The 21312-nt window shown below is 59.3% G+C and carries 19 protein-coding genes; 8 read left to right on the top strand and 11 right to left on the bottom strand.

The window, feature by feature from the left end; translation table 11 throughout:
• The 4 genes from FQ192_RS03850 (at window position 1) to FQ192_RS03865 (ending at window position 5072) form a co-directional block, all read left to right on the top strand.
• A complete protein-coding gene (locus tag FQ192_RS03850; protein ID WP_149657432.1) occupies window positions 1-948 on the top strand; it encodes an ABC transporter permease in 948 nt (315 codons plus the stop codon).
• Entirely contained in the window at window positions 938-1747 is an 810-nt protein-coding gene (locus FQ192_RS03855) for an ABC transporter permease (protein WP_133837191.1), read from the top strand. The genes FQ192_RS03850 and FQ192_RS03855 overlap by 11 nt, the downstream gene beginning before the upstream one ends.
• Window positions 1748-1909: 162 nt before the next feature.
• Entirely contained in the window at window positions 1910-3334 is a 1425-nt protein-coding gene (locus tag FQ192_RS03860; protein WP_149657433.1) for a gamma-aminobutyraldehyde dehydrogenase, read from the top strand.
• A gap of 253 nt (window positions 3335-3587) precedes the next feature.
• Complete coding sequence (locus tag FQ192_RS03865; RefSeq protein ID WP_149657434.1) at window positions 3588-5072, top strand: APC family permease; 1485 nt, start codon at window positions 3588-3590, stop codon at window positions 5070-5072.
• Window positions 5073-5180: 108 nt separating this feature from the next.
• On the opposite strand, the gene FQ192_RS03870 is transcribed toward FQ192_RS03865, so the two are convergent.
• Window positions 5181-5738: a hypothetical protein gene (locus tag FQ192_RS03870; RefSeq protein ID WP_149657435.1), complete on the bottom strand. Its 558-nt coding sequence runs from the start codon at window positions 5736-5738 to the stop codon at window positions 5181-5183.
• A gap of 5 nt (window positions 5739-5743) precedes the next feature.
• Window positions 5744-6337, bottom strand: coding sequence for a ComF family protein (locus FQ192_RS03875; protein ID WP_256672220.1), 594 nt, complete (start codon window positions 6335-6337; stop codon window positions 5744-5746).
• A 463-nt stretch (window positions 6338-6800) separates the two neighbouring features.
• Here FQ192_RS03875 and FQ192_RS03880 point away from each other — a divergent pair, with 463 nt between their 5' ends.
• Window positions 6801-7301, top strand: coding sequence for a Bro-N domain-containing protein (locus tag FQ192_RS03880; RefSeq protein WP_149657436.1), 501 nt, complete (start codon window positions 6801-6803; stop codon window positions 7299-7301).
• Window positions 7302-7349: 48 nt separating this feature from the next.
• Here the strand turns inward: FQ192_RS03880 and FQ192_RS03885 are convergent, their stop codons facing one another.
• On the bottom strand, window positions 7350-7535 hold the full coding sequence (locus FQ192_RS03885) for a hypothetical protein (RefSeq protein WP_123405625.1): 186 nt from the start codon (window positions 7533-7535) through the stop codon (window positions 7350-7352).
• Window positions 7536-7952: 417 nt separating this feature from the next.
• Between FQ192_RS03885 and FQ192_RS03890 the strand changes: the two genes are divergently transcribed.
• The gene (locus FQ192_RS03890; protein WP_149657437.1) at window positions 7953-9578 is read left to right on the top strand and encodes a glucan biosynthesis protein D; all 1626 of its coding nucleotides are present in this window, start codon (window positions 7953-7955) and stop codon (window positions 9576-9578) included.
• Between the two features lie 182 nt (window positions 9579-9760).
• On the opposite strand, the gene FQ192_RS03895 is transcribed toward FQ192_RS03890, so the two are convergent.
• The 3 genes from FQ192_RS03895 to FQ192_RS03905 form a co-directional block, all read right to left on the bottom strand.
• Window positions 9761-10867 carry an NADH:flavin oxidoreductase/NADH oxidase gene (locus tag FQ192_RS03895; protein WP_149657438.1) on the bottom strand — a complete coding sequence of 369 codons (1107 nt, stop codon included), beginning with the start codon at window positions 10865-10867 and terminating at the stop codon, window positions 9761-9763.
• A 290-nt stretch (window positions 10868-11157) separates the two neighbouring features.
• Window positions 11158-12867, bottom strand: coding sequence for a single-stranded-DNA-specific exonuclease RecJ (gene recJ / locus FQ192_RS03900; protein ID WP_149657439.1), 1710 nt, complete (start codon window positions 12865-12867; stop codon window positions 11158-11160).
• Between the two features lie 66 nt (window positions 12868-12933).
• Complete coding sequence (locus FQ192_RS03905; protein ID WP_010462971.1) at window positions 12934-13476, bottom strand: YaeQ family protein; 543 nt, start codon at window positions 13474-13476, stop codon at window positions 12934-12936.
• Window positions 13477-13622: 146 nt separating this feature from the next.
• Between FQ192_RS03905 and FQ192_RS03910 the strand changes: the two genes are divergently transcribed.
• Together FQ192_RS03910 and FQ192_RS03915 are read left to right on the top strand one after the other, a co-directional pair.
• Window positions 13623-14822 carry a CaiB/BaiF CoA-transferase family protein gene (locus tag FQ192_RS03910; RefSeq protein ID WP_149657440.1) on the top strand — a complete coding sequence of 400 codons (1200 nt, stop codon included), beginning with the start codon at window positions 13623-13625 and terminating at the stop codon, window positions 14820-14822.
• The gene (locus FQ192_RS03915) at window positions 14803-15720 is read left to right on the top strand and encodes a TIGR02285 family protein (RefSeq protein ID WP_149657441.1); all 918 of its coding nucleotides are present in this window, start codon (window positions 14803-14805) and stop codon (window positions 15718-15720) included. Before FQ192_RS03910 ends, FQ192_RS03915 begins: the two co-directional genes overlap by 20 nt.
• A gap of 170 nt (window positions 15721-15890) precedes the next feature.
• Here the strand turns inward: FQ192_RS03915 and FQ192_RS03920 are convergent, their stop codons facing one another.
• From FQ192_RS03920 to FQ192_RS03940, 5 genes are all read right to left on the bottom strand, one after another.
• Entirely contained in the window at window positions 15891-16178 is a 288-nt protein-coding gene (locus FQ192_RS03920) for a DUF3509 domain-containing protein (protein WP_149657442.1), read from the bottom strand.
• Window positions 16179-16348: 170 nt separating this feature from the next.
• Entirely contained in the window at window positions 16349-16756 is a 408-nt protein-coding gene (locus tag FQ192_RS03925; protein WP_149657443.1) for a response regulator, read from the bottom strand.
• A gap of 111 nt (window positions 16757-16867) precedes the next feature.
• The gene (locus FQ192_RS03930) at window positions 16868-18247 is read right to left on the bottom strand and encodes a transporter substrate-binding domain-containing protein (RefSeq protein ID WP_149657444.1); all 1380 of its coding nucleotides are present in this window, start codon (window positions 18245-18247) and stop codon (window positions 16868-16870) included.
• Window positions 18248-18366: 119 nt separating this feature from the next.
• Window positions 18367-19776 carry a threonine synthase gene (gene thrC / locus FQ192_RS03935; protein WP_123405607.1) on the bottom strand — a complete coding sequence of 470 codons (1410 nt, stop codon included), beginning with the start codon at window positions 19774-19776 and terminating at the stop codon, window positions 18367-18369.
• Between the two features lie 109 nt (window positions 19777-19885).
• Window positions 19886-21190, bottom strand: a complete 1305-nt coding sequence (locus FQ192_RS03940; RefSeq protein ID WP_133837176.1) for a homoserine dehydrogenase — start codon at window positions 21188-21190, stop codon at window positions 19886-19888.
• Window positions 21191-21312 lie beyond the last annotated feature (122 nt).

Consider the following 21312-nt stretch of genomic DNA (forward strand, 5'->3'; position numbering starts at 1 on the left):
ATGAACACCTTGGCAGCCTCGCAAACCCCGGCCAACGGTTCGCCGTTGCGGCGGTTTTCCAACCTGCTGTATCGGCGGCCGAACTTTTACCTGGCGCTGCTGCTGGTGCCGCCGCTGCTGTGGTTTGGCGCGATCTACCTCGGCTCGCTACTGGTGCTGTTGTGGCAAGGCTTCTACACCTTCGACGACTTCACCATGGCGGTCACGCCTGACCTGACCCTGGCCAACTTCGCCGCACTGTTCCAGCCATCGAACTTCGACATCATCCTGCGCACCCTGAGCATGGCGATTGTCGTGTCGATCGCCAGCGCCATCGTCGCGTTCCCGATCGCCTACTACATGGCGCGCTACACCACCGGCAAGACCAAGGCGTTTTTCTACATCGCGGTGATGCTGCCGATGTGGGCCAGTTACATCGTCAAGGCCTACGCCTGGACGTTGCTGCTGGCCAAGGGTGGCGTGGCGCAGTGGTTTGTTCAGCACTTGGGGCTGGAGCCGGTTTTGCAATTCATCCTTGGCATTCCCGGAGTGGGTGGCAGCACCTTGTCGACCTCGCATTTGGGACGGTTCATGGTGTTTGTCTACATTTGGTTGCCGTTCATGATCCTGCCGATCCAGGCTTCACTGGAACGCCTGCCGCCCTCATTGCTGCAAGCCTCGGCGGACCTTGGAGCCAAGCCGCGCCAGACCTTTATGCAAGTGATTCTGCCGCTGTCGATTCCGGGCATTGCCGCCGGTTCGATCTTTACGTTTTCCCTGACCCTGGGCGACTTCATCGTGCCGCAATTGGTGGGCCCGCCGGGGTACTTCGTGGGCAGCATGGTGTACGCCCAGCAAGGCGCGATCGGCAATATGCCGATGGCCGCCGCGTTCACCCTGGTGCCGATTGTATTGATCGCCGTTTACCTGACCATCGTTAAACGACTGGGGGCCTTCGATGCACTCTGAGAAAGCTTCTATAGGTCTGCGCATCGCAGCCTGGGGCGGGTTGGTGTTTTTGCACTTCCCGATCCTGATCATCTTTTTGTACGCCTTCAACACCGAAGACGCGGCGTTCAGCTTTCCGCCCAAGGGCTTCACCCTGAAGTGGTTCAGCGTGGCGTTTTCGCGGCCCGACGTGCTGGAAGCAATCAAGCTCTCGGCGGAAATTGCCGCCATCGCCACCTTGATCGCCATGGTCCTCGGCACCCTCGCGTCGGCGGCGTTGTACCGGCGGGAGTTCTTCGGCAAACAGGGCATCTCGCTGATGCTGATCCTGCCGATTGCGCTGCCGGGGATCATCACCGGGATCGCGCTGCTGGCGACCTTCAAGACGTTTGGCATCGAGCCGGGGATGTTCACCATCATCGTCGGCCACGCGACCTTCTGCGTGGTGATCGTCTACAACAACGTCATCGCCCGTTTGCGCCGCACTTCCCACAGTTTGATCGAGGCGTCGATGGACCTCGGCGCCGACGGCTGGCAGACCTTCCGCTACATCGTCCTGCCGAACCTCGGCTCGGCGTTGCTGGCCGGCGGCATGCTCGCCTTTGCCCTGTCGTTCGACGAGATCATCGTCACCACCTTCACCGCCGGGCATGAACGCACCTTGCCGTTATGGCTGCTCAACCAGCTCAGCCGCCCCCGGGACGTGCCGGTGACCAACGTCGTCGCGATGCTGGTGATGATGGTGACCATGTTGCCGATCCTGGGGGCGTATTACCTGACACGGGGTGGTGAAAGCGTGGCGGGTAGTGGCGGGAAATAACCCAATGTGCAAACCGAATCCTGTAGGAGCGAGGCTTGCCCGCGAAGGCGGTGTGTCAGCCAACATCAATGTTGAATGTGATGGCCTCTTCGCGGGCAAGCCTCGCTCCTACAAGAGATCCGGTTCCGGCAGAAAAATAATAGTTTCGATGAGGACAACCCCATGCAAACCAAACTCTTGATCAACGGCCAACTGATCGACGGCGAAGGCCCCGCCCAACCGGTGTTCAACCCGGCGCTCGGCCGTGTGCTGGTGGAAATCAACGAAGCCAGCGAAGCCCAGGTCGATGCCGCCGTGCGGGCCGCCGACAACGCCTTCGAAGCCTGGTCGCAAACCCCGCCCAAGGAACGCTCGCTGCTGCTGCTCAAACTCGCCGATGCCATCGAAGCCCACGGCGAAGAACTGGCGAAACTGGAGTCGGACAACTGCGGCAAACCCTACAGCGCCGCGCTGAACGACGAGATCCCGGCGATTGCCGACGTGTTCCGTTTCTTCGCCGGCGCCAGCCGTTGCATGAGCGGCTCGGCCGGTGGTGAATACCTGGCCGGTCACACCTCGATGATTCGCCGCGACCCGGTGGGCGTGATCGCCTCCATTGCTCCATGGAACTACCCGCTGATGATGGTCGCCTGGAAAATCGCCCCGGCCCTGGCCGCCGGTAATACCGTGGTGCTCAAGCCGTCGGAACAAACCCCGCTGACCGCGTTGCGTCTGGTGGAGCTGGCGTCGGAAATCTTCCCGGCGGGTGTACTCAATCTGGTGTTCGGCCGTGGTCCTACCGTCGGCAGTCCATTGGTCACGCACCCGAAAGTGCGCATGGTGTCGCTGACCGGTTCCATCGCCACTGGCGCGAACATCATTTCAAGCACCGCCGACAGCGTGAAACGCATGCACATGGAACTGGGCGGCAAGGCCCCGGTGATCATCTTCGACGACGCTGACATCGACGCCGCCGTGGAAGGTATTCGTACCTTTGGTTTCTACAACGCCGGGCAAGACTGCACCGCTGCGTGCCGCATCTATGCGCAAGCAGGCATCTACGAAAAGTTCGTCGAGAAGCTCGGCGCGGCGGTCAGCACCCTCAAGTACGGTTTGCAGGATGACCCGGCGACCGAGCTGGGGCCGCTGATTACCGCGCAGCACCGCGACCGCGTGGCCGGGTTTGTCGAGCGCGCTGTGGCGCAATCGCACATTCGACTGATCACCGGTGGCAAGGCTGTGGAAGGCAATGGTTTCTTCTTCGAACCGACGGTGTTGGCCGACGCGCAGCAGGACGACGAGATCGTTCGCCGCGAAGTGTTCGGGCCGGTGGTGTCGGTGACCCAGTTCAACGATGAAGCGCAGGTGCTGGGCTGGGCCAATGATTCGGATTATGGCTTGGCGTCGTCGGTCTGGACCTCGGACGTCGGCCGCGCCCATCGCCTGGCCGCGCGTTTGCAGTACGGCTGCACCTGGGTGAATACCCACTTCATGCTCGTCAGCGAAATGCCCCATGGCGGTCAGAAATTGTCCGGTTACGGGAAGGACATGTCGATGTATGGGCTGGAGGACTACACCGTTGTTCGGCATGTGATGTTCAAGCATTAAAAGCTTCGCGGGCAAGCCTCGCGCCTACAGGGTTGATGTCGTTCACATGTTTGGCGAACGACACAAAACCTGTAGGAGCAAGGCTTCCCGCGAAGGCCTCACCGCAAATCCCAAGGAAGAAACCGGCACCCAGCACCACCAGGTTCCACCCCAGACAAACCAAAACAATAACCACCGACCCGGGCAGCGCCTTAACGGCCCCGCCACGGTTTCGGACATCCGAAATCTGCCGATTTTCCGGAGCTGACAGACCATGAGTGCACTACCCGAACTCTCCCCCGCCGCAGCCGACAGCGATGCCGAGCAACTGCGCAAACTGGGCTACACCTCGAACTTCAATCGCAGCATGAGCCTGTGGGAAAACTTCGCACTGGGCTTCACTTACCTCTCGCCGGTCGTCGGGGTTTATACCCTGTTCGGCCTGTGCCTCGCCGCCGGCGGGCCACCGATGTTCTGGGCCTATTTGCTGGTCGGTTGCGGCCAGTTGCTGGTGTGCCTGATCTTCGGTGAAGTGGTGTCGCAATTCCCGATTTCCGGCGGCGTCTACCCATGGGCCCGGCGCCTGGTGGGCAAAAAATGGGCGTGGATGGTCGGCTGGATCTACTCCATCGCCCTGTGCGTGACCATCGCCGCCGTGGCCGTCGGCGCCGGCCCGTACCTCGCCGCGATGATGGGTTTTGAGCCGAGCAACAACACCAACATCGTCATTGCCCTGTTCCTGACGCTGTTCGCCACCCTGGTCAACCTCAGTGGCACCAAAGTGCTGGCGCGGATCGCCATGTTCGGCTTCCTCTGCGAGCTGATTGGCGCCGTCATCGTCGGCGTGTACCTGCTGATCTTCGAACGCCACCAACCGATCAGCGTGCTGTTCAACACCTTCGACATCCGCATCGACGGCTCCTACCTGCCGGCCTTCCTCACCGCCTCCCTGGCCGGGATGTTCCTCTACTACGGCTTCGAAGCCTGCGGCGACGTCGCCGAAGAAACCCCGAACCCGAGCAAGCAAATCCCGATTGCGATGCGCATGACCATCTACATCGGCGGCATCTCCGCCATGTTCGCCTGCCTGGCCCTGATCCTCGCCGTACCGGACATGCAAGCCGTGATCAACGGCACCGACAAAGACCCGGTCACCACCATCCTCAACAACGCCTTCGGCCCAGTGGGCTCGAAAGTGGTGATGGGCGTGGTCATGATTTCCTTCATCTCCTGCGTCATCAGCCTGCAAGCGGCGGCGAGTCGTCTGCTGTACTCCTACGCCCGGGATGAAATGGTCATCGGCAGCAAGTTGCTGAAGAAGATTTCGCCTACGACTCAAGTGCCGGTGGCGGCGTTGTTTGTGTCCGGTGTCCTGCCGGCGTTGATCATCGTGCTCGGATTTTTCCTGCAAGACGCGGTGGCGACCATCGTCAGCTTCGCAGCGATCGGGATTTACCTGGCGTTTCAGATGATCGTGTTGGCCGCGTTGTATGCACGGATGAAAGGCTGGAAACCGAGCGGCAAATTCACCCTCGGCGCATGGGGTTTGCCGGTAAACATCGGAGCGCTGGTTTATGGCGTTGGCGCGATCATCAACATGGCGTGGCCGCGTACGCCGGATGCGGCTTGGTACATCAACTATGCGATGGTGTTGAGTACGGCCATTGTGATTGGGTTGGGGTTGATCTACATGTGGATTGCGAAGCCGTATGACCACGGGACTGCGCCTGCGGGGGATGCTTGGAAGGTTAGTCGGTAAGGATTTTGCCTCCGACCCCGTTGAAAGTGCCGAGATGAAATACTCCCCTTTTCTCTCACGCGTTGAGAAAAGGGGAGTTAATAACGATATCGACTGGAAAGAAATCCATCAAAGCAGCAGCTCAGTTTGATCGTGCTTCAGTAAGGATATGCGATCGAAAAGCTTTATTTTTTCATCCGCTTTTTTCTTAGAAAAATCAGACATAAATGTAATCAGCTCCTCGAGCTGCTTTACACTCCCTACCACTTTAAAAGCTTTCTCTTTATTGACAAAAACGAGCGACTTCTTCTTTCGAGACAACAGTTCTATTACGTTACTGAGCGTCCCGGTGCTTTTTGCATCCCATATCATCAAGCCGTAATCAGCGGCCTCAGCCATGACAACGTCCTTCGCGGTGAAAAATGCTCGTGACCCTTTAGAATGCTTGGTTTCCACTGTCCTCGCCGGCCACTCTCCAAGATTGTTTCTCGGGGTAGCACCGCTGCAATAAATGGTCGTTTTAGATCGAACCAGGCTTAACAGATATTCTTGAATAGATGTATCGGCTCCGCCTGCATCGCCAACCACGACATCAAACTCAGAATCAACGATATTATTGATACGCTCTTTAACCTTCGGATCAAGGTGCTTGATATTAATAGAGCCCGCAATAAATACAGTTGTCATCTATCTCACTTCCAAGTTAATGCGGCAACGTAGATTTTTCCAACTTTTGGATACTTACGCAGAGCAGCGCAAGCAGCATCCATTGATGCCCCACTGTCAAACAAATCATCAACGACCAAAACATTCCAACAGCCAGTACTAGTAATTTCATCATTGACGCTAAAGCTTGCTCCAATAGCAGCAACCTTTTCAGCTTTGGTATGCAAATCTTTAAGCGATTGCCCCATACCAGACTTCCGGAGTAAATCCGAGAACACAGGCAGTCCTATTATTCGCCCTAACTCCACGGCCACCTCAGTGACTGGTTGCCTAGCACGAACGTTTGAGGCCGGCATAGGAACAACGAATCCCACCTGAGCAAGCTTAGGCAAGACATTGGTCGCTACAGCTTGGGCAAGAGGGCTCACCTGACTCCAATCCTTCTGATATTTGAGCTGGTAGGTCGCTTGTCCTACCTCTGTACGGAGATTATCGAATCGCGGGTTTCCTCGCTCGTCATCTCCTAGAAAGGTACTACTTATCATGTGCTTGTCCAGCACCCATCCCTGGTCCCAAGGGCCGTTTATCTGTTTCAAACATACTTTCAAGGCATTCTCCATTTTTGAAGCCTGTCCGTTAAGCACCAAAATTCATTGGCGCTCTCTGACCCTAGGCAATGAAAAACAGAGATACCAGACGACCATCGATTGGCGCTGAGCCTCATGCAAAAACAGGAAATTCCTACAGACCGAGCCTTCCGCTAAAAGCTCCAATTCCTACAACACGTGACGCCAGAGTAGACTTGGCACCGCGAGCGCCTGGACGATAGGCTTTACCTCGTCGCTGCCAAATCAGCGACCCGGGGTCGAAGCCGGAAAAAGTCAAAACGGTGCTTGCGCGCCCTCCATAGAACTACGGCTGTTTCGTGCCTTTAGTTCTGCTTTATGGCGGGCCGTGTGGCGCGGGCCTTCCGGCTTTGCCGTTTTGACAGGAAGTATCCCGACTTCGAACGCCACTCGGTCCGCCACCCAACCTGTCGAAGGGTTGGTGGCGACTTTCCTAAACAAAACGGAAGTTACCTTCATGCCTAAGCACGCTCAAAATTTGCCTTACTTCACCCCAACCGTCTTCACCCGCCACAACCGCTTCCTCCACACGCTCATGCAAGACAACCAAGCCTGGTTCTGCGTCCACGACCTCGGTCGTCTGATGGGCCGCCCCATGGACGAACGCCTCACCCTTAAACTCGATCCCGATCAGCGCCGAAACGTCCGGCTGCTGAAAAGCGGTAATACCGTCGAATCTCTGATGGTCAGCGAATCAGGGATGTACGCCCTCCTGATCCACCATTTCATCCCGGAAAACCGCAACCTGCGCCAATGGCTGAGCAACGAAGTCATCCCGATGCTGCGCGAGTCGAGCGCGGCATCTGTGGATAACATTCCGAGCCTGAGTTCGTTGCAATGGGCCGGCATCTCGGTGCCGTTGCTGCACTGGCAGCATCAGGCCTGGATCAAGTGGCGGGACATGCCTGAGCTGATGCAGGTACAGAGGCCGTTCAAGATCATGGGTACCTGTAGTTGAAGAAATAAAAAGGGGCGGACATTTCAGTCCGCCCCTGTTACCTCCTCCTCAAAACCGCGAAACACTCCTCATCGCATCCACCAGATACCTCATCGCAATCCGATCACTCTCGGACAGCTCCCTATACCGCTCCACCAATTTCATCTCCTCTGAATTGAGCCGACGCCTGCGCCGACCAATGGACAAGCACGGAAATATTCCTAACAGTTCGGTGATGCCTTGTACTTTCGACATGGACGATGTCCTTTTAATACGTCAAAGAAAACTTCAGAAAACCGCATCGCCCTACTCCTTTTTTCAGCAGTCGCTGGGTGCGCACTGAACCCGCCGGCCTGAAGGGCCGAAACCGGCTATGCCCATAGGATAGGAATTAAATCGGCGCTGAAAAGTGGTTTTTAGAGTAATTAGTCGAGAAAGGCACAAATGCCCTATAAAACAGAAAGTACTGTGGGAAACGTTACCGGACATGTCTTGTTTCATTGCCGCAACATCATTGTGCTACCAATCATTTTTTCTCGATGACCGAACGGTTTAAGCTATTTGGCATCTGTTTAGAGTCCGTTGCGTTTGGCCGAAGGCATGTCCGAACCTCTATTTTTGATCCCAGCAGTGCCAGGAACGGCGCGGGATTGTTCACGACAGGTTGTACTTATGCACCGCAGGAATTTGCTCAAAGCGTCCATGGCTATCGCCGCCTACACCGGTCTGTCCGCCACTGGCCTGTTGGCCACACGGGCCTGGGCCGGGAATGGCGCCGCTGATGGTGACGCCCAGGCCTTCGACTTCGAAGCGCTGAAGATCCAGGCCAAGCAGCTTGCCGCCAGCCGCTATCAGGACACCAAGCAGGTGTTGCCGCCCACCCTCGGGACGATGACGCCGCAGAACTTCAACGCGATCCAGTACGACGGCAAGCACTCGCTGTGGAACGACTTGAACGGTCAGCTGGACGTGCAGTTTTTCCACGTCGGCATGGGTTTCAAGCAGCCCGTGCGCATGTACAGCGTCGATCCCAAGACCCGTCAGGCCCGGGAAGTGCATTTCCGCCCGTCGCTGTTCAACTACGAAAAAACCACGGTCGACACCAAGCAGCTCACCGGCGACCTGGGGTTTTCCGGGTTCAAGTTGTTCAAGGCCCCGGAACTGGACAAGCACGATGTGCTGTCTTTCCTCGGCGCGAGTTACTTCCGCGCAGTCGATGCCTCTGGCCAATATGGCCTGTCCGCCCGAGGGCTGGCGATTGACACTTACGCCAAGAAGCGTGAGGAATTCCCGGACTTCACCAAGTTCTGGTTCGAGACGCCGGACAAGGACAGCACCCGTTTCGTGGTCTACGCCCTGCTCGATTCGCCGAGCGCCACCGGTGCCTACCGCTTCGACATCGACTGCCAGGCCAGCCAGGTGGTGATGGCCATCGACGCCCACATCAATGCGCGCACCGCCATTGAACAACTGGGCATTTCGCCGATGACCAGCATGTTCAGCTGCGGCACCCACGAGCGGCGCATGTGCGACACCATTCACCCGCAAATCCACGACTCCGATCGCCTGGCCATGTGGCGCGGCAACGGCGAGTGGATCTGCCGGCCGCTGAACAACCCGGCGACGTTGCAATTCAACGCCTTCGCCGACACCGACCCGAAAGGTTTCGGCCTGGTGCAGACCGATCACGAGTTCGCCAGTTATCAGGACACCGTCGACTGGTACAGCAAGCGCCCGAGCCTGTGGGTAGAACCGACAACCGCGTGGGGCGAAGGCTCTATCGATCTGTTGGAAATTCCTACGACCGGCGAAACCCTGGATAACATCGTCGCGTTCTGGACGCCGAAAAAACCGGTAGCCGCCGGTGATTCGCTGAACTACGGCTACAAGCTGTACTGGAGCGCATTGCCGCCGGTCAGCACGCCGCTGGCGCGGGTCAATGCGACCCGTTCGGGCATGGGCGGCTTTATCGAAGGCTGGGCGCCGGGTGAGCATTACCCGGAGGTCTGGGCGCGACGCTTTGCGGTGGACTTCACCGGCGGTGGTCTGGACCGTTTACCGCCAGGCGCGGCGATCGAGCCGGTGGTCACCTGCTCGAATGGCGAGGTGAAGGACTTCAACGTGCTGGTGCTGGATGACATCAAGGGTTACCGGATTACGTTTGACTGGTTCCCGACCAATGACAGCGTGGCCCCGGTGGAGCTGCGATTGTTTATCCGCACCAATGACCGGACGCTGAGTGAAACCTGGTTGTACCAGTATTTCCCGCCGGCGCCGGAGAAGCGTAAGTACACCTGATATCAGGTGGTTGTTTGGGCGGGCCCCTTCGCGGGCAAGCCTCGCTCCTACAGGTGGCAATGTAATCCCTGTAGGAGCAAGGCTTGCCCGCGAAGACGGTCTGACAGACAACAAAAAACCCCGGCACAGAAACGCAAAAGCCCCGACCAACCCGGCCGGGGCTTTTTGTTTTACAGCGTTATTCAATCCCGCAAATCAGACTCATGAATCGGCTGGTCCCGATGGGTCGCCCGCTGATACTGCGCCGGCCACACCGCTTTGCGCCCGCCCAGGTCATCATCGGCATGCAACGGCCAGTACGGATCGCGCAACAACTCCCGGGCCAGGAAGATGATGTCCGCCTGGCAGGTCCGCAGAATGTGCTCAGCCTGCGCCGGCTCGGTAATCATGCCCACGGTGCCCGTGGCAATGCCGGACTCCTTACGCACGCGCTCAGCGAAGCGGGTTTGATAACCCGGTCCTGTAGGAATTTCCGCATTGGCCGCCGTCCCGCCCGACGAGACGTCGATCAAATCCACGCCCAGGTCCTTGAGGCGACGTGCCAGTTCCACGGTTTCATCCGGGTTCCAGCCATCTTCCACCCAGTCCGTCGCCGATACCCGCACGAACAGCGGCAACTCTTCAGGCCAGACCGCCCGCACCGCTTCGGTGACTTGCAACACCAGGCGAATGCGGTTTTCGAACGAGCCACCATATTGGTCGCGCCGCTGATTGCTCAGTGGCGACAGGAACTGGTGCAGCAGATAACCGTGAGCAGCGTGAATCTCAACCACTTTGAAACCGGCGGTCAGCGCCCGTTTGGCCGACTCGACAAAGGCCTGGATCACTTCGGCAATCTGCGCCTCATCGAGTTGCTTGGGCGGGGTGTGCTGTGGATCGAAAGCAATCGGCGAAGGCCCGACCGGGGTCCAGCCGCCGTCTTCGGGTTTGACGCTGCCGTGCTTGCCGATCCACGGCCGATGGGTGCTGGCCTTGCGCCCGGCGTGGGCCAGTTGAATACCGGCCACCGCGCCTTGGGCGGCGATAAACCGGGTGATGCGTTGCAGCGGTTCAATCTGTTCGTCATTCCACAGGCCGAGGTCTTCGGCGGTGATGCGGCCATCGGCGGTGACCGCCGTGGCTTCAGTAAAAATCAGACCGGCCCCGCCGACCGCGCGGCTGCCGAGGTGGACCAGGTGCCAGTCATTGGCCAGGCCATCGACGCTGGAGTATTGGCACATGGGCGATACGGCAATGCGGTTGAGCAGGGTCAATTGGCGAAGGGTATAGGGTTCAAGCAGCAGACTCATGGGGCACCTCTCGAATCAGTGGGCAGGCTCCAGGGTTCTGTTTGAAAAGTCGACGAGTGACAGGAAAAAGGCGCAACACCCGCCCCCGCGGGTAAAAAATTCGACAAGACGTCACAAGGCCAATCAAGCAGTGCTTAGAGCCTAGTCGACAACGGCGGATGAGGGAGGGTTCAGAGGGATTCGGTGTCAGAAAGATCACTTTCGCGGGCAAGCCTCGCTCGGGTTTGGCGGCGTCCGAATGATTGGCGACGCCACAAGTCCTGTAGGAGCGAGGCTTGCCCGCGAAGGGGTCAACGCGGTTCGATGTGGGCAATCATCAACTGCACCGTCTCATTCCCGCGAAACTCGTTGAGGTCGAGTTTGTAGGCCAGTTCCACCCATTTGATGGTTGGATTCGGCCAGATATCGCGGTCAATCCCGAACGCGATGCCATCGAGTTTCACCGAACCGCACTCACTTTTCAGCACCACTTTCAGGTGCCGCTCGCCGACCACCCGCTGCTCGACCAACTGGAACACCCCGTGGAACAGCGGCTCCGGGAAGTGCTGGCCCCAAGGCCCGGCGTGGCGCAGGGCGCGGGCCAGTTCCAGGTGAAATTCCTCGACCGCCAACGTGCCGTCCGACAGCAGGCGCCCGGTCAGGTCTTCTTCGCGCAATTGCCGACGCACTTCGACGTCAAAGGCTTCGGCAAACAGCGGAAAATTCGCTTCCGGCAAGGTCAAACCGGCCGCCATCGCGTGGCCGCCGTACTTGCTGATCAGGTTCGGATGCTGCGCCGCCACCACGCTCAGGGCGTCGCGAATATGGAAGCCCTGCACCGAACGTCCCGAGCCCTTGAGCATGCCATCGCCGGCGTCGGCAAAGGCAATGGTCGGGCGGAAGTAGCGCTCTTTCATCCGCGAGGCGAGGATGCCGATCACGCCCTGGTGCCACTCGGGATCGAACAGACACAAGCCGAACGGCATCGATTCCACCGGCAGATCCTTGAGCTGGGCCAGCGCTTCACGCTGCATGCCCTGTTCGATGGATTTGCGGTCCTGGTTCATGCCGTCGAGCTGGCCGGCCATTTCCCGGGCGAGCCCGGCATCTTCAGTCAGCAGGCATTCGATGCCCAGGCTCATGTCATCCAGGCGCCCCGCCGCGTTCAGGCGTGGGCCGACGATAAAACCCAGGTCGGTCGAGGTGATGCGCGCCGGCTCACGCTTGGCGACTTCAAGGATGGCCTTGATACCCGGTCGGGCGCGACCGGCGCGAATCCGTTCCAGGCCCTGGTGCACGAGGATGCGGTTGTTGGCATCCAGCGGCACCACGTCGGCCACGCTGCCGAGCGCCACCAGATCCAGCAATTCGCCGATGTTCGGCTGCGGCTTGCTTTCATACCAACCGAGGCTGCGCAAGCGGGCGCGCAGGGCCATCAGCACATAAAAGATCACCCCGACGCCGGCCAGCGCCTTGCTCGGAAACTCGCAGCCGGGCTGGTTCGGGTTGACGATGGCGTCGGCCAGCGGCAGTTCATCACCGGGCAAGTGGTGGTCGGTGACCAACACCTTGAGCCCGGCCTTTTTCGCCGCCGCCACGCCTTCAACGCTGGAGATACCGTTGTCCACGGTGATCAGCAGTTGCGGGGTGCGGGTCAGCGCGACTTCGACGATTTCCGGGGTCAGACCGTAGCCATACTCGAAACGGTTCGGCACCAGATAATCGACGTGGGCCGCGCCCAGCAAGCGCAACCCGAGCACACCGACGGTGCTGGCGGTCGCGCCATCGGCATCGAAGTCGCCGACGATCAGGATCCGCTGGCGCTGCTCCAGCGCCGTCACCAGCAGGTCCACCGCCGCATTGATGCCCTTGAGCTGCTCGAATGGAATCAAGCGTTTGAGGCTCTTATCCAGTTCAGCCTCGTTCAGCACGCCCCGCGCCGCGTACAGACGGGTCAGCAGCGGCGGCAGATCACCGAGGAATGGCAGGGTGTCGGGCAACAGGCGAGGTTCGATGCGCATGGGGTGACAGGTGCTTCTCTTGGGTACGTAGGATAAAACCGGATAACGCGGACCAGCAGCGAATAATCAGCCGCGCTCGCCGCTCAGCCACTGCAACTGCACTTCATGCTGACCACGGTCGTCGGTGACGAAAATCGTCCCTTCGCTGATCATCACGTCCCACTTGATAACGCGGGGCATGTCTTTGGCGAGGGTTTCCAGAATGTCCTGAGGTACGGCGGCGATGTGCACGTTTTTCAGGTTCTTGATTGCCGGGATCACTTTGGTTTCCCAGACACGCAGGCTGCCATAGGCCAGCAGGCTGGTGCGCTCGGTACGGCGCGAGCACCAGGTCAGGCGATCGGCGTCCGGCTGGCCGACTTCGATCCAGTGCAGGACCCGATCATCCAGGCTCTTTTCCCACAGGGCCGGTTCATCCACGTCTGACAGACCGCGACCGAACGACAGCTGCTCGTTGTACCAGAAGGCGTAGGCCAGCAGTCGCACGGTCATGCGCTCTTCGGTTTCCGAAGGGTGACGGGCGATGGTCTGCTTCACGCTCTCGTACACGCTGCGGTCGAGGTCGGTGAGGTTCAGTTCAAACTTGTAGGTCGTGGACGGCTGGGCCATGAACGGGCTTCTTGATACGAGGAAAGGCGGCAAGTCTAACCGATGCGGTAGGCAATCAACCAATTGACGGCCATCAACTTTGGGCGACTGACACGCGGCTATGTTAAAACGCACTACTCACACGACTTTGTCCTACAGGATCGCGCATGCCATTCACCGGAAAACCGCTCTCAGGTCTGAAAGTCATCGAATTGGGTACGTTGATTGCCGGGCCGTTTGCCTCGCGCATTTGCGGCGAGTTCGGCGCTGAAGTGATCAAGATCGAATCCCCGGACGGCGGGGACCCGTTGCGCAAATGGCGCAAGTTGTATGAAGGCACCTCCCTGTGGTGGTTCGTCCAGGCGCGCAACAAAAAGTCCCTGACCCTGAACCTCAAGCACCCGGATGGCCTGGAGATCCTGAAAAAACTGCTCAGCGAAGCCGACATCCTGATCGAGAATTTTCGCCCTGGTGTGTTGGAAAAGCTCGGCCTGGGGTGGGACGTTTTACATGCGCTCAACCCGAAACTGGTGATGGTGCGGCTCTCGGGCTTCGGCCAGACCGGGCCGATGAAAGATCAGCCGGGGTTTGGCGCCGTCGGTGAATCCATGGGCGGCCTGCGTTACATCACGGGTTTCGAGGATCGGCCACCGGTGCGCACCGGGATTTCCATCGGTGACTCGATTGCCGCGCTGTGGGGCGTGATCGGCGCATTGATGGCCCTGCGTCATCGCGAAGTCAACGGCGGCCTGGGCCAAGTGGTGGACGTGGCGCTGTACGAAGCAATCTTCGCGATGATGGAAAGCATGGTCCCGGAGTTCGATGTGTTCGGTTTTATCCGCGAACGCACCGGCAACATCATGCCCGGCATCACGCCCTCCTCCATCCACACCAGCGCCGACGGCAAGCACGTGCAGATCGGCGCTAACGGCGATGCGATCTTCAAGCGTTTCATGCTGATCATCGGTCGCGAAGACCTGGCCAACGACCCGGTGCTCGCTAGCAACGATGGCCGCGACAGCCGTCGCGACGAGATTTACGGGGTGATCGATCGCTGGGTCAACTCGCTGCCGCTCGACAGCGTGATTGCGCAATTGAACCAGGCCGACGTCCCGGCCAGCCGGATCTTCAGCGCCGAAGACATGTTCAGCGATCCGCAGTACCTGGCCCGGGAAATGTTCCTGCACGCCAAGCTGCCGGACGGCAAGGACTTCAAGATGCCGGGGATCGTGCCGAAACTCTCTGAGACACCCGGCACATCCGAATGGGTCGGACCGCAGCTGGGTGAACACAATGCGCAGGTACTTCACGATCTTGGCTATGACAAGGAACGGATCGCAAAGCTGCGTGAAGACGGAGCCATCTAAGCTGAAGCGCCTGCTTTCAGTCTTCATCCATCGCGCCAGCGGCCGGATTACGTTGGTGTTGTTGCTCGGTTTGAGCTCATCTGCCTGGGCACAACCGAAAGACACGTTGATCTGGCTGCTGCGCGACTTGCCGCCACTGACGATCTTCGAAGGCCCGGAAAAAGGCCAGGGGGTGGTCGATCAACTGATGCCGCTGCTAATCGCCGGGATGCCGCAATACGATCACACGCTGATGCGGGTCAATCGCGCCCGTGGCATGCAGATGCTGCGTGAAGAATCGTTCACCTGCGATCCCTCGCTGATCTGGAGCAAGGAGCGGGAACAGTGGATCGCGTTTTCCATTCCAGTGTTCCGGGTCGTGAGCAATGGCCTTGCCGTGCGCCAGGAAGATCAATCGGTGCTGGAGCCGTTCCTGGTGAACGGCGAAATCGATCTGGCGGCGCTGCTGGCCGACGGCAGCAAGAAACTCGGAGCCGTGGCCGAGCGTAGCTACGGTCAACTCCTCGATGCTCAGTTGAAGCAGGCGCCGACCAATACCCTGACATTCCATTATGGAAACGACGCACTCGGCAGCCTGTTGCAGATGCAGCGCCTGGGGCGTTTGCTGGGCGTGTTGGGTTACTGGCCGGAGATCCGTTACCTGGCCCGGCAAGAACATATTGCTGACAAGGAGCTGGTGTTTTATCCGGTCAAGGGCACCGGCAGGTACCTTTCCACCTACATCGGCTGCTCGAATACGCCCCAGGGTCGGCAGGCCATCAGCGAGATCAATCAGCTGTTGCGCACCCTGCCCCACGAGCGCCTGGCCCAGGCTTATGCCGACTGGCTCGACCCGGAACGGCGCCGCGATTACCTGGAGCAAGCCAAGGTCTTTTTCGAACAGCAGGCCGGCCAATGACAAATTCCGGGCAAAAAGAAACCCCGAGAAGTGGGGAGACGACTCGGGGTTAAACGTGGCCTACATAAAGACCAGTGGCAGCAAGCTACAAGCACCGGAGCACAATGCTTGATCCTGCTGTTACATGGTCTGACGACCTTGGCGCAGGAAGGTTCCCACGCCAAGGCAATTCAATTTCGATTGGCCAGGATCTTGTCCTGTGCCGCATTGCGCAACGCCGCGATGACACAGGGCTCCAGACGACCTTCGGCAATCAGCACATCGCGGTGCAATCCGTCGACGACATCCGTCAGTTGCCACTTGTCGCGCAACTGCGCCTGATTGAACGCACGTTCCACGACAATGGCGCCGGCCGCATTCTTCAAGGTCACCAGGCATTCGCCATGGGCGCCCGATGGGGTCAACGAAACTTGATATGGGCTCAGAGCCTCACCGAGCAATAGGCTGATACTTTCCATCTCGCGATCACCACTCAATAGTCCGAAAACAAAGTGCCTGGGAGGGCGTGTCTACAGTTAATGACCCCTGGCCCGAGAAGAAAGTTCTGAATACCGCATGGCAGCGGTACCTGCGTCTCTGGGGAAATTGAGCATGCACCGCAAAGATGACAAGGAAAAAACAGCCGGTTTCAGGCCCTGGCTTGCAGCATCGACTCCAGGAGATAGACATCCAGCAGCCTGCGCATCAACACCGCGGACACGGGGGTGTGCAGCTGCCCCAGGAGTTTCACCTCGTTGTCCGCCAGCATGGCCGTCACGTCCGACATGACGCTCGACGCCACGTTGCCGAGCAGGATCAGCGCCCGCGCCTCACGGTGCTGCGCCAGATGCTGCACCAGTGCCAGCCCGTCGCCCCCTTTGAGTTGCGGGTCGCAGAACGCGATGTCGACCGCGCCCCGGCGCCCCAGGGAACGCAGCGCCGCCGACATGGACGGCGCCGTGAGCACGTCATAGACCCCGATGGCGTTGAGCATTTGGTGCAGCGCCATCATCTGGAAAGGATTGTGTTCAAGAATCAGGATTTTGAGCGTGCGCATGGGCGACCTCTGGAACGACAATCGCGGACTTTCACCGCAGTTGTCGAACACTCTAGAAGAGCTTCCTTCAGCGTCCCATCGGAAAAGGAGTCGCACCCCATAGGACAATTCCTAAACTTGCGAAGCCCCCCGGCAGTGACACGACCCCCTGCGCTGATCGATATCAGTCCACCCTCCCACCAGCCCCCGCAGCTGCCCGTCGGCACTGTAAAACGGCACCGTCCACTGGTAGACATCCCTCACACCGTTGTTGAACCGTAACTGGCGCTGACTGAACCGGGTTTTATGCGTATTGAGCTGGGCCATGAACTCGGCATGCAACATCTGCGCAGTCTCCGGGGGCAGGATGTCGACGTCGATCAGCTGTCGCCCCTGAACCTGGTCGAAGCGGGTCGATAAACCTTCCTCATAACTTTTGTTGCACATGATCAGCCGCCCCTGCAGATCACGCACGAACACCGGGTCGGGCATCGCGTCGATCAACGCATGCTGGAAGGCGAGTTGATCACTGAGGTCTTTTTCGGCGTCCCGGCGTTGCTTGACCAGCGCGGCCAGTCGCCGGTTCCAGAGCAAGGAAAGCAAACCGAACAGGCCGACGAAAAACATGCCCCAGCAGCCCAACTGAGCCACGCGCTGCCAGAAGGTGAGCGCCGGTTTGGGGGCAATGCCGTCCAGCCACTTCAGGCGAATGGCCCGTAGCTCGGCCGGTGGAAAGGCTTCAAGGGCCTTGTTGAGAATACTCAGCAACTGCGGCTGCCCTTTGCGTACAGCCAAGTGGTCCGCTTCCCACGACCCTTCCACGGTATGGCCTACCTTCAACTGTCCGATCGGATAGAGCTGCGCGCCGGTTTCGTTCTCGATGGTGGCGTAGGCCTCCCCGCTTTCCACCAGCGCCCGAGCCTCGGCGTAGGTCTTGACCGTGCGCAGCTCGATGGCCGGATAGTCACGCCGAATGGTTTCCTCCATGGCGTGCCTGGCCGGCAGCACCAAGACCCTTTTCGACAGCTGTTCCAGCGACTGCAACAACGGCGCCCCGGCCCGCCCGACTAAAACCCAGGCGGACCCGCCGAAGGCATGGCTGAAATCCAGGAACTGTTTGCGCTCGTCATTGAACGCCAGCGTCGTGCTCATGTCCGCCGCACCGCTCTCCAGACGCCCGAGCAACTGATCGGTGGAAAACGATTCTTCATGGACAAAATGCAGCCCCGTCATCGCACTGATGCGGTTAAGCACATCATTGTTCAGGCCGCTCCAATGACCGTGTTCGTCCTTGAACAGGTACAGCGGGTACTGCGTCGACGCGACGATGACCTTTGGATGCGCGCGTAGCCATTGTCGCTCCTGGGCATCCAGCTCAATGGCGTTGACACTCACTGACTCGGTGGCCTCATAGGCCACCAACTGTGCGGCCAGCGTGCACGAGCCAAAGCCCATAACGCTCAACAAAAAAACCCAGCACGCGGCTGGTTTCAACCCTATTGAAAACAACATTGCCACTTCCTTCGTGATCAACTCGCCCGTCCTTCGGGGGCGAAAACACGACAAGTGTGCACGCAGAAACAAAAAAGCCCGTCAGGAGACGGGCTTCAAAATGTGACAGTTTTGCGGGCTTAAAGCGGCTTGCCGCGGTTGCCATGCTGACTGACAAAGGCTTGCACGGCCTTCAGGTCATTTGGCAACACGGTGCAACGCTCATCTCTCTCAAACAAATCAGAAAGATGTGCAGGTAGTTCGAGAGCTTTTCCTACACCCGCTTTTTCCACGGCGTCCGGGAATTTGACCGGATGGGCCGTGCCGAGGATCACCATCGGGATGTCCAGGCTACGACGGCATTCGCGGGCAGCCTTGACGCCGATGGCGGTGTGCGGGTCCAGCACCTCGCCGGTCTGCTCGTAGACCTCGGCGATGGTTTCGCAGGTTTGTGCGTCATCCACGGCCAGGGAATCGAACAGCTTGCGCGCTTCGGTCCAGCGTTCTTGCTCGACGCTGAAGCCACCGCCCTGCTTGAAGTTGTCCATCAGGCCGGCAATCGCCGCGCCGTTGCGACCGTGCAGGTCGAACAGCAGGCGTTCGAAGTTCGACGACACCATGATGTCCATCGACGGCGACAGCGTGGCGTGCAGGGTTTCCTTGACGTACTGATTGCCGCTCATGAAGCGGTGCAGGATGTCGTTGCGGTTGGTGGCGACGATCAACTGGTTGATCGGCAGGCCCATGTTGCGCGCCAGGTAACCGGCGAAGATGTCGCCGAAGTTGCCGGTCGGCACCGAGAACGACACCGAACGCGCCGGGCCACCCAGTTGCAGCGCGGCGTGGAAGTAGTAAACGATCTGGGCCATGATCCGCGCCCAGTTGATCGAGTTCACCGCCACCAGGCGCGTGCCCTTGAGGAAGCTCTGGTCGGCGAAGCTGTTCTTGACCATTTCCTGGCAGTCATCGAAGTTGCCTTCGATGGCGATGTTGTGGATGTTCTCGCCGAAGATGGTGGTCATCTGGCGACGCTGCACTTCGGACACGCGGTTGTGCGGGTGCAGGATGAAGATGTCGACGTTTTCGCAGTGCTTGCAGCCTTCGATGGCGGCCGAACCGGTATCACCGGACGTTGCGCCAACGATCACCACGCGCTCGCCGCGTTTTTCCAGCGTGTAGTCGAGCAGGCGACCGAGCAGTTGCAGAGCGAAGTCCTTGAATGCCAGGGTCGGGCCGTGGAACAGCTCCAGCACCCATTCGTTGCCGTTCAACTGACGCAACGGGGCCACGGCGCTGTGGGCGAACACGCCGTAAGTCTCTTCAAGGATCTTTTTGAAATCAGCATCGGGAATGCTGCCGGCCACGAACGGGCGCATCACCCGGAAGGCCAGTTCGTGATACGGCAGGCCGGCCCAGGAGGCGATTTCTTCCTGGGTGAAACGTGGCAGGCATTCCGGCACATACAGGCCGCCGTCCGTGGCCAGACCGGCCAGCAGAACGTCTTCGAAATTCAGGGCCGGTGCCTGGCCGCGGGTACTGATATAGCGCATAGGGGCAAACCTTCGGTTTGAGCGACAAGTTGCAAGCTACAAGCGGCAAGACAAAAGCAGATTGGCTTTTACTTGCAGCTTGAAGCTTGCCACTTGCCGCTGCTTCAATTCAATTCAGGTGTTCGACACGGATCCGTACAACCGGACCGACGACACCCGCCAGGGCTTCCAGGGCGGTGATCGCATCGTTCATGTGCTGTTCCAGCACACGGTGGGTCAGCAGGATCATCGGCACCAGGCCGTCGTGCTCTTCGACTTCCTTCTGCATGATCGATTCGATGTTGATGCCGCGCTCCGACAGGATGCTCGCCACCTGGGCCAGCACGCCAGGATGGTCCTTGGCCTGGATCCGCAGGTAGTACGCGCTTTCGCAGGCTTCGATCGGCAGGATCGGGTGGGCCGACAGCGAATCCGGCTGGAAGGCCAGGTGCGGTACGCGGTTTTCCGGGTCGGAGGTCATGGCGCGAACCACGTCGACCAGGTCGGCGATCACCGACGAAGCGGTCGGCTCCATGCCGGCGCCAGCGCCGTAGAACAGGGTCGAACCGGCCGCATCACCGTTGACCATCACCGCGTTCATCACGCCGTTGACGTTGGCGATCAGACGATCGGCCGGAATCAGCGTCGGGTGTACACGCAATTCAATACCGGCGGCGGTGCTGCGTGCCACGCCCAGGTGCTTGATGCGGTAGCCCAGCGCTTCGGCGTAGTTCACGTCAGCGGTAGTCAGCTTAGTGATGCCTTCGGTGTAGGCCTTGTCGAATTGCAGCGGGATGCCGAACGCGATGGACGCCAGGATCGTCAGCTTGTGGGCGGCGTCGATGCCTTCGACGTCGAAGGTCGGATCGGCTTCGGCGTAACCCAGGGCTTGCGCCTCGGCGAGTACATCTTCGAAGGTGCGACCCTTCTCACGCATTTCGGTGAGGATGAAGTTGCCGGTGCCGTTGATGATGCCGGCGACCCAGTTGATCCGGTTGGCGGACAGGCCTTCACGGATCGCCTTGATCACCGGGATGCCACCGGCCACGGCCGCTTCGAACGCCACGATCACGCCCTTCTCGCGCGCCTTGGCGAAAATTTCATTACCGTGAACGGCGATCAGTGCCTTGTTCGCGGTGACCACATGCTTGCCATTCTCGATGGCCTTGAGTACCAGCTCACGGGCAACGGTGTAGCCGCCCACCAGCTCTATAACGATGTCGATCTCAGGGTTCGTGGCCACTTCGAACACATCGTTGGTAATCGCAATACCGGTCGTCTGGAACTGAGGCTTTGGCGTGCGCGTGGCAATTTGTGCCACTTCGATTCCACGCCCGGCACGACGAGCAATTTCCTCGGCGTTGCGCTGAAGTACGTTGAAGGTACCGCCACCGACGGTCCCTAACCCACAGATGCCTACTTTGACCGGTTTCACTGTGAACTCCCCATAAAACGGCCGACGCAAGGCCGGCCGTGAAAACAACCGCATGCTCGCGGTTCTCTATTAATGGCCCGGCGGACAGTGCCGCCAGACCATGATCGTCAAAGGCTGACCGT

This window comes from Pseudomonas sp. ANT_J12, assembly GCF_008370045.1.
Lineage (GTDB): Bacteria > Pseudomonadota > Gammaproteobacteria > Pseudomonadales > Pseudomonadaceae > Aquipseudomonas.